Genomic DNA, 14,748 nt, shown 5'->3' with positions numbered 1-14,748 from the left:
CCCACGCTCGGCTCATTGTCGCCGACGACGAGGGCGGCCGCACTTTCAGAACCGTTGCATGGCCCTGCGTGGCCTGCATGGTCAATGCTGTTGCCCTCTTCCATCGGGGCAACCGCATGAAACACCGCACGACGTCGACCATGGTCATGTTGCTGACGCTGCTGGCGCTTGTGGCGTGCGGGCAAGCCAAAGCTCCCAAGTCCAGGATTACGACCTTCTCGGTCATCCCAGCGGTTGCCTTCGAGTCAACCCTGCTGAGCGACAGGCAGCTGGATGCGTGGATGAGCGAAGACGACGACTGCCACGCGTTCCTGATGTATCACGATCAGTGCGCAGTGCTGGTATTGCCGCATGAGTACGACGACGGTTTTACCCGTCACCAGCTGCGATTGAAGGCGAGGAAACTGCCGGGCGAGGCACTGGGCGCGTACTGCCGCAACCTGCATGGGCTGTGGAAGCAGCAGTGGAAGGGCCAGTGCCCCGTCGGCGAAGAAGACGACGAGGAAGCCTGACGACAAGGGCATCGCCCCTGCTTCGCGTCATTCCCTCACGGGCGCAGCAGCAGCCTGATGTCCTCACCGACCTGACGCTGGTCAACCACGCGCAGGCGGCGCTGCTGGTCCATGGCATCGATGCCGAGGCCAGCCAGCAGCGGGCGACCGGTATCGCCCAGCAGCGTGGGCGCCTGATACAGCAGCAGTTCGTCCACCCAGCCGCCGTGCAGCAAGGCACCGGCCAGCGTCGCGCCGGCTTCGGTATGCACCTCGTTGATGCCGCGTTCGGCCAGCAGTGCCAACACCGCGCCAAGATCGAGACGGCCGTCAACACTGGGCACGCTGGCGAATTCGGCATCGGCCGCATCCGGTGCACTCACTGCAGCATCGTGCAGGTACAGCGTCGGTGCCCCGCCCTCGCGCACGCGGCTGCATTCGAGCGAACGCAGGCGCGAATCGAGCACCACGCGCAGTGGCGGCATCACTTCGGTGTCCGCCAGGCGCACGGTCAGCATCGGATCGTCGGCCAGCACGGTTTCGGCGCCGGTCAGGATCGCACCTGCGCGCGCGCCAGTGCTGCACGTCTTCGCGCGGCCGGGCCGGTGATCCACTTGGAGCTACCATCGGCCATCGCGGTGCGACCGTCGAGGCTGACCGCCAGCTTCACCCGCAGCCACGGCCGGTTGCGCTCCACACGCGACAGGAAGCCCTTGTTGAGCTCACGTGCCTGCGTCGCCATCAGCCCTTCAGCGACTTCGATGCCGGCATTGCGCAGCAGATCGAAGCCACCCCCATCGACCTTCGGGAACGGATCGCGCATCGCGGCAACGACGCGCGACACACCCGCTTCGATCAAGGCCAGCGCACACGGCGGTGTGCGCCCGTAGTGCGCACAAGGCTCCAGGGTGACGTAGGCGGTGGCACCGCGCGCCTCGCTTCCTGCCTCGCGCAGCGCGAACACTTCGGCGTGCGGTCCACCGGCACGCTGGTGCCAGCCCTGCCCGACCACGCGTTCGCCGTGGGCGATCACGCAGCCGACCATCGGGTTGGGGCGGGTGGTGTAGGCGGCACGCTCGGCCAGACGCAGTGCGTTGGCCATGTGCAGGTGGTCGAGAACGGAGAACGGGGCGGTCATGCGGCCATGGTAGCGCCGTTGGTGGCGGTGTAGATCCACGCCATGCGTGGATGGGCGCCACTGTGCCAACCAAGGTTGGCACCCACCGAAGCAGATATCTGTGCCAACCAAGGTTGGCATCTACCGGGGCGTCAGCCCTTCTTCTTCTTGGTCAGGGCGATCACGTCGCCCAGCAGCTGCAGCTGTTCGGTACTGGATGGCAGGTCGCGCTCCAGCTTCTCGATCTCCTCGCGGAAATCGGCCACGTCCTCGAAGCTGCGGTAGACCGACGCGAAGCGCACATAGCCGACATGGTCGAGCTTGCGCAGTTCGTTCATGACGAACTCGCCGACCTTGATCGAGGGTACTTCGCGCTCACCGCTGATGCGCAGCTGATGGACCACGGCGCGTACCGCCGCTTCGATCTTGTCTTCGGCCACCGCACGCTTCTGCAGCGCGCGGTCGAAGCCAGCGCGGACCTTCCGCTGGTCGAATGCTTCACGGGTGCCATCGCTCTTGACGATGGCGGGCAGTTTCAACTCCACCGTTTCCATGGTGCTGAAGCGCTCGCCACAGGCTTCGCATTCACGCCGACGACGGATCGTCGCGCCGTCTTCGGAGACGCGCGAGTCGATGACCCGGGTATCGGCATGTTGGCAGAAGGGGCAGTGCATGGAACGCCTGGCTCAGGAAAGTACCTATTGCCACGGTCATGGCAGCGTCGCAAAGGTACCTGAGAAAGGGCCCCGCAGCAAATGCTGTCTGCGCGGAAGTGCCTGCATTTCGGCCGAACAGAACCGCCAGCGCGGTCAGCGCTGCGCGTTCAACCGGGTGCCGGCGGCGCCGAGGCCGCGCGCCCAACGCAGCCACGCCAGATGCCCTGCCATCACCAACAGCGGCGGGCCGAACCCGAAGAAGGCCAGGGTCGAGATCTCCCCGCGCTTGAAGGTGAAGTACAGCGTGGCGGCGACCACGCCCAGCGCGGCCAGGCTTCCCAGCGCCAGGCCTATCCAGGCGACAACCGGCGATTGGCGCAGGCCGGTAACACCGCGCCACAGGAACAGGCCGCTCAGCCACAACCACGACAGCAGGCCGATGATCCCGGCCGACGACCACAGCAGCAGGATCCTGTACTCGTCACCGGTCAGGTACTTGCCATCCCATACGACCATCAGACCCAGCACGGCACCCGTGCCTCCGGCGGCCACCGTGGGCAGGCCCACCAATAGGCCGGCAATGGCCATCCAGCGTTTGTGCAGACGCTCATCCATGCGTTCGGTTTCCTTCCCTGGGCCGCATCATCCGCAGCGTTTGATCCACACCAGCATCGCAGCCGGCACCAGCATCGACGGGCCCAGCAGCAACAAGCCGAGGCCTTCGCCGTGCACGGCGATGCCCCACCACAGCGCCAGCCCCAGCGGGGGCAAGGCGGCGAGACCGCCCGCCAGCAGCATCCACCACCAGAGGCGGTGCACGTGCAGCCCGGCACGCCCCTGCAACAGAAAACCCGCGCTCAGCCACAACCAGGCCAGGCAGCCGGCAATGCCGGCCAGGCCCCACAGCGGCATCACCGTTACCGAGACCAGCGTGCCATGACCAAACTGGCCCAGCCCCATCAGCAACAGCATCGTCGCCGCCGCGCCGCCCATCGCCAGGCTGGGCAGGCCGAACAGCACCGCCAGCGCGGCGTAGAGGTACTTGAGGTGGCGCTCATCCATGCGCGGTTGCTCCGATACCGGGGTCAGAGCCCTTCCCTGCGGGAAGGGATCCGACCCCTGCTTCGATCCGGGCTTCGGGGTCGGAGCCCTTCCCGGCGGGAAGGGATCCGACCCCTGCTGCGATCAGCCGTAGACCGGGTACTTGCGGCACTGCGCGCTGACGGCGTCGCGCACGCGGGCGATGACGGCGTCATCGTTCGGTGCGTCGAGCACGTCGGCGATCCAGTTGGCCAGGTCCACGCAATCCTGTTCGACGTAACCACGGGTGGTCACCGCCGGGGTGCCCAGGCGCAGGCCCGAGGTCACGAACGGCGAACGCGGATCGTTCGGCACCGAGTTCTTGTTGACGGTGATGTGGGCCTTGCCCAGCGCGGCTTCCGCGTCCTTGCCGGACACGTCCTTGCCGATCATGTCGACCAGCATCAGGTGGTTCTGGGTGCCGCCGGAGACGATCTTGTAGCCGCGCGCGATCAGCGTGTTGGCCATCGCCTGGGCGTTCTTCACCACCTGCTGCTGGTAGGCCTTGAAGCCCGGTTCCAGCGCTTCCTTGAAGGCCACGGCCTTGCCGGCGATGACGTGCATCAGCGGACCGCCCTGGATGCCCGGGAACACGATCGACTGCAGCTTCTTGACCAGGTCTTCGTCGGCGCCCTTGGCGACGATGATGCCGCCACGCGGGCCGCGCAGGGTCTTGTGGGTGGTCGAGGTGACCACGTGCGCGTGTTCCAGCGGGCTGGGATAGACGCCAGCAGCAACCAGGCCGGCGACGTGGGCCATGTCGACGAACAGGTAGGCACCGACCTTGTCGGCGATGGCGCGGAAGCGCGCCCAGTCGATCACCTGCGAGTAGGCCGAGAAGCCGGCCACGACCATCTTCGGCTTGTGCTCCAGGGCCAGGCGCTCGACTTCGTCGTAATCGATCAGGCCCTGGTCGTTCACACCATACTGCACGGCGTTGAACAGCTTGCCCGAGGCGTTGACCTTGGCACCGTGGGTGAGGTGGCCGCCGTGGGCCAGGCTCATGCCGAGGATGGTGTCACCCGGCTGCAGCAGGGCGAAGTACACGGCCTGGTTGGCCTGCGAGCCGCTGTGCGGCTGCACGTTGGCGTAGTCGGCGCCGAACAGCTGCTTCAAGCGGTCGATCGCCAGCTGCTCGGCGATGTCCACGTATTCGCAGCCACCGTAGTAGCGCTTGCCCGGGTAGCCTTCGGCGTACTTGTTGGTCAGCTGGCTGCCCTGCGCTTCCATCACCGCCGGGCTGGTGTAGTTCTCGCTGGCGATCAGCTCGACGTGGTCTTCCTGGCGCTGGGTTTCAGCGGCGATGGCCTTGGCCAGTTCGGGATCGTAGGATTCGATGCGGACGTCACGCGGGAACATCGGGTACTCCAGCAGGCAGGGAAAAGGGGGTACGGCTCAGCCCCCGATTGTAGCCCCGCACCGGGCCTGCCGGGGCCGAAACGGACGGGGCCGGCATCCCCGAAGGAATCCGGCCCCGTATGGTTTCGAGTGGCGTTGCGGGGGCAGAGCCCTTTGCGCTGCAAAGGGATCCGACCCCGACTGCGATCCTCAGCGGCTGCTGAGCACGTACTGGGCGATCACACCGGTGGCGATGGCCACCAGCAGCATGTTGCCGCGGTCATCGCGGATCCAGTGGTGGCCATATGGCGGGCGACGCAGGTGATAGCGCGGGTAGTCGTTCACCACATAGACCGGGCCACGGTAGTAGTCGCGGTAGCGATGGCCGACCTTCCAGCCGTAGCCCGGGCCATAGGCCGGGCGGTACACCACACGCGGCGGTGCCGGGCGGTAGTAGCGGTCATGGTCGCGGTGCCACTCGCGGCGATCCTGGCGGTAGTCGCGCCGGGCCTCGCGGCGGTCGCGTTCCCAGTCACGACGGTCCTGGCGCCATTCGCGGCGGTCCTCGCGCCACTCGCGGCGGTCGTGGTCGCGGCGGTGGTCGTTGTCGGCGAAGGCCGGGGCCACGGCGCCGGCCATTACTCGATTGATGCGCATGTCAGACCTCTGCTCGGGTGGGTGGTGAGCCCATATTGCGCACCCGATCTGAACCGTTTCCGGCTGGAAACGCTTCCCGCTACAGGACTGTGACCGGGTATTCAGGCCGCGGCCAGCCCGGCGCCCCTGCCCGGGCGCGGCCCGGAACCGGTTCCGGCTATAATTGGCGGTATTCCATTTCAGTCTGTGCCCGCTGCCGCAACGGGATGTTCCCGTGACGGGTCGGGCGCAGGGCCGCGCCTACGGAGACCGCATGTCCTCGCAATACATCTACACCATGAACCGCGTGTCCAAGGTGGTCCCGCCCAAGCGGCAGATCATCAAGGACATCTCGCTGTCCTTCTTCCCGGGCGCGAAGATCGGCCTGCTGGGCCTGAACGGCGCCGGCAAGTCCACCGTGCTGAAGATCATGGCCGGCGTGGACACCGATTTCGAGGGCGAAGCCCGCCCGCAGCCGGGCATCAAGGTCGGCTACCTGGCGCAGGAACCGGAACTGGACCCGACCAAGACCGTGCGTGAAGCGGTCGAGGAAGGCGTGGGCGAAGTGCTGCAGGCCCAGGCCGCGCTGGACGCGGTGTACCTGGCCTACGCCGAGGAAGGCGCCGACTTCGACGCGCTGGCCAAGGAACAGGAGCGCCTGGAGGCGATCCTGGCCGCTGGCGACGCGCACACCCTGGAGAACCAGCTGGACGTGGCCGCCGATGCGCTGCGCCTGCCGCCGTGGGATGCCGTGGTCGGCAAGCTGTCCGGTGGTGAAAAGCGCCGCGTGGCGCTGTGCCGCCTGCTGCTGCAGAAGCCGGACATGCTACTGCTCGACGAACCGACCAACCACCTCGACGCCGAGTCGGTGGAATGGCTGGAACAGTTCCTGGCGCGCTACACCGGCACCGTGGTGGCGGTCACCCACGATCGCTACTTCCTGGACAACGCCGCCGAGTGGATCCTGGAACTGGACCGCGGCCGCGGCATTCCGTGGAAGGGCAACTACACCGACTGGCTGACCCAGAAGGATGAGCGCCTGAAGCAGGAAGACAACCAGGAAAAGGCTCGCCAGAAGGCGATCCAGAAGGAACTGGAGTGGTCGCGCCAGAACGCCAAGGGCGGCCGCACCAAGGGCAAGGCCCGTCTGGCCCGCCTGGAAGAGCTGCAGTCGGTCGATTACCAGAAGCGCAACGAGACCAATGAAATCTTCATTCCGCCGGGCGAGCGCCTGGGCAATGCGGTGATGGAGTTCAAGAACGTCTCCAAGAAGTTCGGCGACCGCCTGCTGTTCGACAACCTGAGCTTCCTGGTGCCGGCCGGCGCCATCGTCGGCATCATCGGCCCGAACGGTGCCGGTAAGTCGACCCTGTTCAAGATGATCACCGGCCAGGAAAAGCCGGATACCGGCGAGATCGTGGTCGGCCCGACCGTGAAGCTGTCCTACGTGGACCAGAGCCGCGACGCGCTGGAAGGCAACCACAACGTCTTCCAGGAAATCGCTGGCGGCCTGGACATCCTCAACATCAACGGCATCGAGATCCAGTCGCGCGCCTACATCGGCCGCTTCAACTTCAAGGGCCAGGACCAGCAGAAGATGGTTGGTTCGCTGTCCGGTGGTGAGCGTGGCCGCCTGCACATGGCCAAGACCCTGCTGCAGGGTGGCAACGTGCTGCTGCTCGACGAACCGTCCAACGATCTGGACATCGAAACCCTGCGTGCGCTGGAAGATGCGCTGCTGGAGTTCCCGGGCAACACCTTCGTCATTTCGCATGACCGCTGGTTCCTGGATCGCATCGCGACCCACATCCTGGCGTTCGAAGGCGACTCGCACGTGGAGTTCTTCCAGGGCAACTACCGCGAGTACGAAGAAGACAAGCGCCGCCGCATGGGCGACGACGCTGCGCCGAAGCGCCTGCGCTTCAAGGCGCTGAAGTAAGGCAACAGGAAAGGCCGCGCTCGCGCGGCCTTTCTCCTTCTGTGGGTCGCCCGCTTGCTGGCGACACCTTCGCGAGAAGCCCCATGTCCCTGTTCGAGCGCCTGTTCCAGCTGCAGCAGCACGGCACCACCGTGCGCACCGAGCTGCTGGCCGGTGTCACCACCTTCCTGACGATGTCCTACATCGTCTTCGTCAATCCCGAGATCCTTGGCACCACCGGCATGGATGCGGGCGCGGTGTTCGTGGCCACCTGCCTGGCTGCTGCACTGGGTTCGGCGGTGATGGCGCTGGCCGCCAACTTCCCGGTCGGCATGGCGCCCGGCATGGGCCTGAACGCGTTCTTCGCCTTCACCGTGGTCGGCGCTGCCGGCCTGCCGTGGCAGCAGGCACTGGGCGCGGTGTTCATCTCCGGCCTGGTGTTCCTGGTGCTGTCGCTGACCGGTGTGCGTGCATGGCTGGTGTCGGGCATTCCTTCGTCGCTGCGCTCGGCCATCGTGGCCGGCATCGGCCTGTTCCTGGCGATCATCGCGCTGCAGAAGTCCGGCGTGATCGTCGGCAATGAAGACACGCTGGTGGCGCTGGGCCCGTTGAACACGGCGCCGCCGCTGCTGGCGCTGGCCGGCTTTCTGCTGATCGCGGTACTGGAAGCGCGCCGCATCCGTGGCGCGATCCTGATCGGCATCCTGGCCGTGACCGGCGCTGGTTGGGCATTGGGCGACGTGCAGTACCAGGGTCTGGTCTCGCTGCCGCCGAGCCTGGCACCCACCTTCCTGCAGCTGGACCTGCCGGGCCTGCTGCACCATGACGGCGGTGCGCCGATCGCGGTGCTGCTGCAGGTGGTGCTGGTGTTCGTGCTGGTGGAAGTGTTCGATGCCACCGGCACGCTGTACGGCGTGGTCGGTCGCGCCGGCCTGCTGAAACTTCCAGGCGCGCAGAAGCGCTTCGGCCGTGCGCTGCTGGCCGACAGCACCGCGATCGTGGCCGGCTCGATGCTCGGTACCAGCAGTACCACCGCGTTTGCCGAAAGCGCCTCGGGCGTGCAGGTAGGTGGCCGTACCGGCCTGACAGCACTGGTGGTATCGGCACTGTTCCTGGCCGCGCTGCTGTTCTCGCCGCTGGCGGCGATGGTGCCCAGCTATGCCACCGCACCGGCGTTGCTGTTCGTGGCCGGGCTGATGCTGCGTGAGCTGGTGGAAGTGGACTGGAGCGACCTGACCGAATCGGTGCCGGCGGCACTGTGTGCGCTGGCGATGCCGTTCACCTACTCCATCGCCAATGGCCTGGCGTTCGGCTTCATCGCCTATGCCGCGCTGAAGGCCGGTACCGGCCGCTGGCGCGAAGTGCATCCGGCGGTGTGGCTGGTGGCGGTGCTGTTCACCCTGCGCTACGCGTTGGAATAAGCGGTAGGTGATGCCGGCCAGCGGCCGGCACTACCGGAGCACGCTTCGGCCAGCGGCCGGCGCTACCGGGCGCTGGTTCACCTGCCGCGCACGGTGCTTTGGGATGATGCGGGCATGCCACCGCCAGTCCTTCCTGCTGATCCGTCCTCGCCGTTGCGCCGCCGGCTGCTGCGTGCGGCAGTGCTGGCGCCATTGGCCGGTACGCTCGCCACCCTGCCCGGCTGCTCGCTGCCGGTGCAGGTGGATGGCACCTTCCTGCAGCCCTGGCGCAGCCACCTGCAGTGGGGCCTGGCCGACTGGCAGCGATCCTTGAAGCTTGCACGTACGCTGGGCTGCAGGCAGCTGGTGCTGCAATGGACCGGCATCGTCGGTGGCAGTGACGGCGACTGGTCATTGCCCGACGGCAGCCTGCAGCAGCTGTTCACCGCTGCCAGCGAGAACGACATCCGCATCCGCGTCGGCCTGCCCTTCCAGCAGCGCTGGTGGCAGGCCATCGGCGCAGACGACGCAACGCTGCAGGCCTTCCTGGCCGAGAGCCTGGCGCACGCACGCAGCTGGTTGGCACAGGCACCCTGGGCGCAGCAGCCGGCCTTCGGGGGCTGGTACCTGCCCTACGAGCTGGAGCAGTACCACTGGGCCGATCCGGCCCGCCAGCAATGGCTGGCGCAGTGGCTGCACGGGCTGGTGCAGGCCGCCAGCGCACGCGGTGGCGACTGCGCGATGTCCTGCTACTTCAGCCGCCTGCAGACCGATGGCAACTTGGTCACGCTGTGGCAGGCGGTGTTGGCACAGACCGCGCTGCGGCCAATGGTGCAGGACGGCGTGGGGGTGGCCGGCGCCGGCAACGTGCAGCAGCTGCAACCGCTGCTCGATCATCTCCATGCCAACGGCATCGGTTTCGATGCGATCGTTGAACTGTTCCGCGAACTGCCCGGCGGCCCCGCCGACGGCAGCGGATTCAAGGGCGAAACGGCCGATGCCGCACGCATCCAGCGGCAGTTGGCATGGGCACGCGACAGCGGCGCACAGCACGTGCTGGTCTATGCATTGGAGCCATGGCTGACCCAGGACACACCGCAGGCCGCAGCGCTGCGGCGACGCTGGGGCCTTCCTCAGTAGTAGAGGATGGCGGTGGCGAACAGGCCCTTGGCACGCTGCGTATCACCACCGCCGATCGCGATGCGGTACTGCACGGTCAGGTCCAGGTAGGAACGCGGCGTGTTGTAGTGGTCCTCCCGGAACCAGTAACGCACGCCCACGCCTGGCCCTGCGCCAAGTGACCAGCTGCGCTGCGTATCGTTGAGCGCGAACGACTGCGCCGGGAACGGCGGATAACGGATGTCACGCACGCGCGAGCGCTGGTCCAGCCAATCGGCGCCAACCACGACATAGGGTGTCACCACCCAGTGCGTCTGCCCGGCACCGAAACGGAAGCTGCGCCCGGCACGCAGTTCACCGGCAGCGAACCACTGTTCGCGATGCAGGCGGCCATTGGCCTCGCCAAGGCGCCGCACCGGCGTGCCGTTGGCATCGAGCGCGTCGAGGGTGAAGGTGGCACCGTTGTCGTCCCAGGTATATCCCCCCTGCGCATAGCCACTGACCATCCACCACTGGTTCACATCGGTGCGCAGATCAGTGCCGTGGTAATAGCCGTAGGTCAGGTAGGACATCCATCCACCGGAACCGCTGGCCAAGCGGTAGCGCGCCAGCGTGCTGGCTTCCAGTGGCCGGTTCAGGGCCAGCTGCAGGCGGCACTGCACCGCTGCCGATGCGGGGTAGACCTCGCCCTGGCGGGTGGCACTGCCCAGGAACTGGCGGCGCTCGATGCCGGCGCTCAAACCGGTCTGGCCAAAGGCGTAGCGCAGGCCGAAAGAGGCGATGGTGGACGGCCAGCCGGTGGTCGAGCGCGAATGACTGAGGCGCTCGGCGCGTGCACGCGCATCCGGCGTTGATTCGCCGGTGCACGGATCCACCGCACGGATCGATTCATAGGTGCCGCCTTCGTCGTACAGCGTATTGAGCAGGCGTGCGTAGAGCTCCAGCGTGCCATGCTGGTCATTGAACGCTGGTGGCCGCCAGAACGCCTCCAGCGTGCTGAACACCGAATCGCCCGGCGTGCTGATCGCCGCACCGCCGACATTGGTTGCGGCCTGGCGCGCACCCCGGAAACCCGCCGAGGCGACCACGCCCCACTCGCGTGAATAGTTGGCGATGGCATTGCGCACGTTGTAGCGCTGATGCTCATCCAGCGGCAGCTCACCGACGTCGGCGCGATCAATGGCGCTACGCAGCAGCGTCACCGCCTGTGGATGATCGCCGTTGGCCGCACTCGCGTACGCCTGGTCCAGCACCACGCTCTTCGGCGCCTTGCCGGTGGCCTCGGCGGCACGGAAGTCGGCCAGTGCCTGTGCCGGATCCCTGGCCTTCTGGTTGAGGTAGCCGCGCTGCATCAGTGCTCCTGCGTCATCAGGGTGCTGTGCCAGCGCCGTATCCAGCCGCCGCCGCGCTTCGTCCTGCTGGGCACGGTTGCCCGCTGCCAGCGTGGTGGTCAGCAGGCCTTGCAGGTTCGCGTCGTCCGGTGCGTGCTGCACGGCCTGCCGTGCCTCATCGATGGCGTCAGCGTAGTCCCGCCGCGCATAGGCAGCGTAGGCGCGCTGTGCGGCACCGCCATCCCCCTGCAGGTCGGCCGGCATCAGCTCGCAGACATTGCCTGTGTCGCCGGACTGGCAGTGCTGGACCGGTGCCGGGTAGGCCTCGGCGCTGATGCGGGGAAGCGCGCGACTGGAGCGAATCGCCTTGGCGCGCTGCTCGATGCCCTGCTGCAACAGCAGCTGTGCCCGTGCGTCTCTCTCATCTGCTGGCACTGGCGCCTGCAACGGTGCCAGCAGTGCAGCCGCACGCACCCGATCGCCGGCAGCCAGTGCCGCATCCACCGCGAGCAGGCGCACGTTGCGCTGCTGCGCGGTTGATCCCGGCGTGGCAAGCGCGGCGTCGAAATCTTCATTGGCCCGCAACGTGCTGCCCTGGCGCTGGCGCAGGTAACCGCGCATGACCCGTGCATTGAGGTCGTTGGCATCTACCTGCAATGCCTGATCAGCACTGTGCTCAGCGTCGGCCAGCTGATCGCCCTGCAGCTGCGCGGTGATCAATAGCAGCCGGTATGAAGCCACGTCGGGGGCCAGTTCCACGGCAGCGTGTGCCTGCTCAATGGCGGCGGCATCCTCGCCTGCGGACAGCGATTGATAGGCCTGCTGGGCCTGCAGCAGGGCGCGTTGGCGACCCAGTGCCACGCGGCGCGCGCAGTTCCTCGACGTTGGGTGCCCCCAGCTGCAGCGCGGTGCCGATGGCGGCGTCGGCCTGTTCGGGCTGTTGCTGTGCCTCCAGTGCCGCCACCCACAGCAGGGCCCATGCGCTCTGTTTCGGCTGCTGCCGGAACGCCTGCTCGGCCTTGCTGGCCGCCTCTCCCATCCGCCCGGCGTCATAGGCCGCGTACGCCTCGGTGGCCAGCGCGTAGGCCTGCTGCCTGCTGCGGTCTGCGGCGCTGCCGACCGGACGCGATGGGGATGTCGTGCGCGCACCTTCGCCTCCGGTTGCCGCGCTACGTGCAGCGGTGGCAGCCGCCAGCGCCGGCAAGGCGGGATCCTTCAACCCCGCATCCAGCGCACGCCGCGCCTGCTGCTGCGCTTCTGCGCCACGCCCGAGCTTCTGCAGCGCATAGATCTGCAGCAGGCGCAGCCGCACCACATCCGGGCGCAGCCGGATCGCTTCAGTGGACTGCTGGTACGCCGCTCGGTAGTCACCACGCTCATAGGCGGCAAACGCCTGTTCGGCGATACGGTAGGCAGCTCCAGACAATGGCAGCTGCGCATCGGCCTGGGCCTGTACCGATACGCTGGCCGTGGCCAACGCGACGGCAATGACGGTGGACAGCAGCGTGGTCTTCATGCCGGCAAGGCTCCGGGAGGCGGTGACTGCAGCGCGGCCGCACGTCGACGCTGCTCCTGCATGGCCTGGGCCACGGCCTCCTCGGTGGTGATGCCCTGCTTGACCAGGTAATCGCCGATGCGGCCGTCGCGCTGCGGCATGTAGTCATCCAGTGCGATCTCGAAGCGCGCGTGGTCGATCAGGCGCATCTCCACCAGCAGGTCGCCCAGCAGCGGCACGTTGTCCAGGTGCCACTGCCGGTCGCCACCGATCAGGCGCAGGCCCGCGTTGATTTCGCTTTCGCGGGCGATGCTCTGTTCGACGTGCTCACTGCGGGTTTCCTGCTTCAGCAGTGCCAACGCCTCTTCGGGCAATGGGCTGGCCACGGCCAGCCGCAGGGTGCCTTGCTGGCGCGGTGGCAGCGGCAGCATGCGCCATTGCACACATGCATCGGCACTGACCGGGAACTGGCAGGCGCGCAGGTAGTCCACGTCGATGACCGCGCGTGGCAGGTCGCCCTGGAAGGCGATCGCCTCGGCCAGCGTTTCATCATCCAGCCAGCCCTGGGTGAGCAGGATGCGACCCAGCGGCTGCTGGCGCCCTGCCTGCTGCTGATCCAGCGCCTGCTGCAGGCGTTCGGGTTCCACCGCCTGCCAGGTGGTCAACAGCTCACCGAGCTGCTTGCGGGTCTGCACCAGCTGCGCCGCATCCGGGAAGTCGTGCATGGTCTTGTCCCAGACCATGCGCTTGCCGAACAGCAGGTAGGCCAGGAACACCTTCCACGCGCGTGCGGTGGCCATGAAATTGATCATGTTGCCGACCACCATGCGCGGGATCGACATCAGCGCGTGTTCCCAGCCATACAGCCGGTTGACGAAGTAGAAGCGCTGCACGACGCGGGTCGCCAGCGCCGCCGTGGTCAGCAGCGCCACGTTCATCTGCCAGGTACCGGCCTGGAACACGCTGGGAAACTGCATCGTCCACAGCCCGGTCATTTTCAGCAGCCAGAACAGCAGCAGCTGCAGGAAGATGAGGTAGGCGATGATGCTGACGAACGAGGTGATGATGCCCTTGCGGTCGCGCGCCAGCAGGTACTTGGTGGCCAGCGAGCCGCGCCAGCCCAGCGACTCCCAGCTCTGCAGCCCGATGCCCAGCACCCACCGCGCCTTCTGCCGGTACGACGCGCGGAAGTTGTCGGGGAAGTACTCGCGCACGCACAGCGCCATCTGCTGGGTGCGCTCGCGCACCGGTCCCCAACCGAACCAGGACGGGCGGCGCACGCGGAACTGCACCGGGAAGCGCGCGAAGATCGACTGCATGCCCATCGCCGCCAGCCGCGCACCGACGTCGTAGTCCTCGGTGAGGCTGTCGGTGTTGAAGGGCTGGTTGTCGGTCTGCGCGCTCAGCGCCAGCAGCGCGCCGCGAGAAGCAGGTACCGACGCCCGCCGACGGCACCATGCCGGAAACACTTTCGCGCACCACCAGATCCTTGGCATGCCATTCGGCGAACTCGTCCATGTAGACGCCGGCCACCAGTTCGTACCACTCGCGGTCCAGCGAGGTGACCGGCAACTGGATCATGTCCTTGCGCGGCAGCAGGTAGTTGTAGAAGCGCAGTTCCATCGGGTGCAGCACGTCCTCGCTGTCGTGCAGGATCACCCCGGCGAACTCGATGTCGTGGCGTTTCTCGTAATCGAAGATGGCCAGGATCAGCCAGTTCAGGCAGTCGGCCTTGCTGGTCGGCCCGTCATGCGGCACTTCCACGCGGCGCAGGCGCTTGTAGCGGCGGCGCATGCGCTCCACTTCGTCGATGGTCTGCTGGTCGTTGGGATAGGTGCCGACGAACACCACGTACTCGCGGTAGTCGAGCACGTTGATCATGTTCTCCACCATCTGCGCGATGACGTCGTAATCCATCCACGCCGGCACCATGATCGCCAGCGGCTGTTGCGGCCGCTGCAGCAGGTCTTCCTGGCTCAGTGGCCGGTACGCCGCGCGACGCTTGATGGTGAGCGCCCGCCAGCTCTCGCGCACCCAGTACCAGACATCGATGAACAGGTCATCGAGGCTGGAGATCAGGATCAGCACGGCCACCGCCGCCGCCGTGGTTTCCAGGGCAGCGTAGTAGTTGGCCAGCTGGATGTTCCAGAACAGACCGTCCACGGTG

General features: G+C 67.0%; 8 protein-coding genes and 4 pseudogenes. 4 read left to right on the top strand and 8 right to left on the bottom strand.

Features of this window, described 5'->3' with window-relative positions; genetic code table 11:
* Nucleotides 1-77: 77 nt before the first annotated feature.
* Complete coding sequence (locus ACZK2V_RS03470) at nt 78-512, top strand: hypothetical protein (protein WP_223224668.1); 435 nt, start codon at nt 78-80, stop codon at nt 510-512.
* A 35-nt stretch (nt 513-547) separates the two neighbouring features.
* Here the strand turns inward: ACZK2V_RS03470 and ribD are convergent.
* From ribD to ACZK2V_RS03440, 6 genes and pseudogenes are all read right to left on the bottom strand, one after another.
* Nucleotides 548-1,749 (bottom strand): annotated as a pseudogene (ribD, locus tag ACZK2V_RS03465) (bifunctional diaminohydroxyphosphoribosylaminopyrimidine deaminase/5-amino-6-(5-phosphoribosylamino)uracil reductase RibD).
* An 11-nt stretch (nt 1,750-1,760) separates the two neighbouring features.
* A complete protein-coding gene (gene nrdR / locus ACZK2V_RS03460; protein ID WP_004143350.1) occupies nt 1,761-2,282 on the bottom strand; it encodes a transcriptional regulator NrdR in 522 nt (173 codons plus the stop codon).
* Between the two features lie 149 nt (nt 2,283-2,431).
* A pseudogene (locus tag ACZK2V_RS03455) lies at nt 2,432-2,879 on the bottom strand (hypothetical protein).
* 27 nt (nt 2,880-2,906) lie between these two features.
* Nucleotides 2,907-3,326, bottom strand: coding sequence for a hypothetical protein (locus ACZK2V_RS03450; RefSeq protein WP_049462847.1), 420 nt, complete (start codon nt 3,324-3,326; stop codon nt 2,907-2,909).
* Nucleotides 3,327-3,449: 123 nt separating this feature from the next.
* The gene (gene glyA / locus ACZK2V_RS03445) at nt 3,450-4,703 is read right to left on the bottom strand and encodes a serine hydroxymethyltransferase (RefSeq protein ID WP_010481990.1); all 1,254 of its coding nucleotides are present in this window, start codon (nt 4,701-4,703) and stop codon (nt 3,450-3,452) included.
* A 189-nt stretch (nt 4,704-4,892) separates the two neighbouring features.
* Nucleotides 4,893-5,339, bottom strand: coding sequence for an RcnB family protein (locus ACZK2V_RS03440; protein ID WP_049462846.1), 447 nt, complete (start codon nt 5,337-5,339; stop codon nt 4,893-4,895).
* A gap of 253 nt (nt 5,340-5,592) precedes the next feature.
* On the opposite strand from ACZK2V_RS03440, the gene ettA reads away from it, so the two are divergent.
* From ettA to ACZK2V_RS03425, 3 genes are all read left to right on the top strand, one after another.
* Nucleotides 5,593-7,257 (top strand): energy-dependent translational throttle protein EttA, encoded by a 1,665-nt coding sequence (gene ettA / locus ACZK2V_RS03435; RefSeq protein WP_005412220.1) that lies wholly within the window; start codon nt 5,593-5,595, stop codon nt 7,255-7,257.
* A gap of 83 nt (nt 7,258-7,340) precedes the next feature.
* Nucleotides 7,341-8,657 (top strand): NCS2 family permease, encoded by a 1,317-nt coding sequence (locus ACZK2V_RS03430; protein WP_005408048.1) that lies wholly within the window; start codon nt 7,341-7,343, stop codon nt 8,655-8,657.
* A 114-nt stretch (nt 8,658-8,771) separates the two neighbouring features.
* On the top strand, nt 8,772-9,776 hold the full coding sequence (locus tag ACZK2V_RS03425; RefSeq protein WP_177179499.1) for a DUF4434 domain-containing protein: 1,005 nt from the start codon (nt 8,772-8,774) through the stop codon (nt 9,774-9,776).
* On the opposite strand, the pseudogene ACZK2V_RS03420 reads toward ACZK2V_RS03425, so the two are convergent.
* Both ACZK2V_RS03420 and ACZK2V_RS03415 read right to left on the bottom strand, forming a co-directional pair.
* Nucleotides 9,770-12,602 (bottom strand): annotated as a pseudogene (locus tag ACZK2V_RS03420) (NfrA family protein). The gene ACZK2V_RS03425 and the pseudogene ACZK2V_RS03420 overlap by 7 nt on opposite strands.
* Nucleotides 12,599-14,744, bottom strand: a pseudogene (locus ACZK2V_RS03415) (glycosyl transferase family protein). The pseudogenes ACZK2V_RS03420 and ACZK2V_RS03415 overlap by 4 nt, the downstream one beginning before the upstream one ends.
* Nucleotides 14,745-14,748 lie beyond the last annotated feature (4 nt).

Source organism: Stenotrophomonas sp. 93052_Sma (assembly GCF_056481145.1).
This window is presented reverse-complemented; position numbering and strand designations above follow the sequence as displayed.

Bases quoted from the DNA above. Each gene is read 5' to 3' on its own strand.
- ACZK2V_RS03430 (WP_005408048.1), top strand. From the start codon at position 7,341: ATGTCCCTGTTCGAGCGCCTGTTCCAGCTGCAGCAGCACGGCACCACC.
- ACZK2V_RS03425 (WP_177179499.1), top strand. From the start codon at position 8,772: ATGCCACCGCCAGTCCTTCCTGCTGATCCGTCCTCGCCGTTGCGCCGC.
- nrdR (WP_004143350.1), bottom strand. From the start codon at position 2,282: ATGCACTGCCCCTTCTGCCAACATGCCGATACCCGGGTCATCGACTCG.
- glyA (WP_010481990.1), bottom strand. From the start codon at position 4,703: ATGTTCCCGCGTGACGTCCGCATCGAATCCTACGATCCCGAACTGGCC.
- ACZK2V_RS03450 (WP_049462847.1), bottom strand. From the start codon at position 3,326: ATGGATGAGCGCCACCTCAAGTACCTCTACGCCGCGCTGGCGGTGCTG.
- ACZK2V_RS03440 (WP_049462846.1), bottom strand. From the start codon at position 5,339: ATGCGCATCAATCGAGTAATGGCCGGCGCCGTGGCCCCGGCCTTCGCC.
- ettA (WP_005412220.1), top strand. From the start codon at position 5,593: ATGTCCTCGCAATACATCTACACCATGAACCGCGTGTCCAAGGTGGTC.
- ACZK2V_RS03470 (WP_223224668.1), top strand. From the start codon at position 78: ATGGTCAATGCTGTTGCCCTCTTCCATCGGGGCAACCGCATGAAACAC.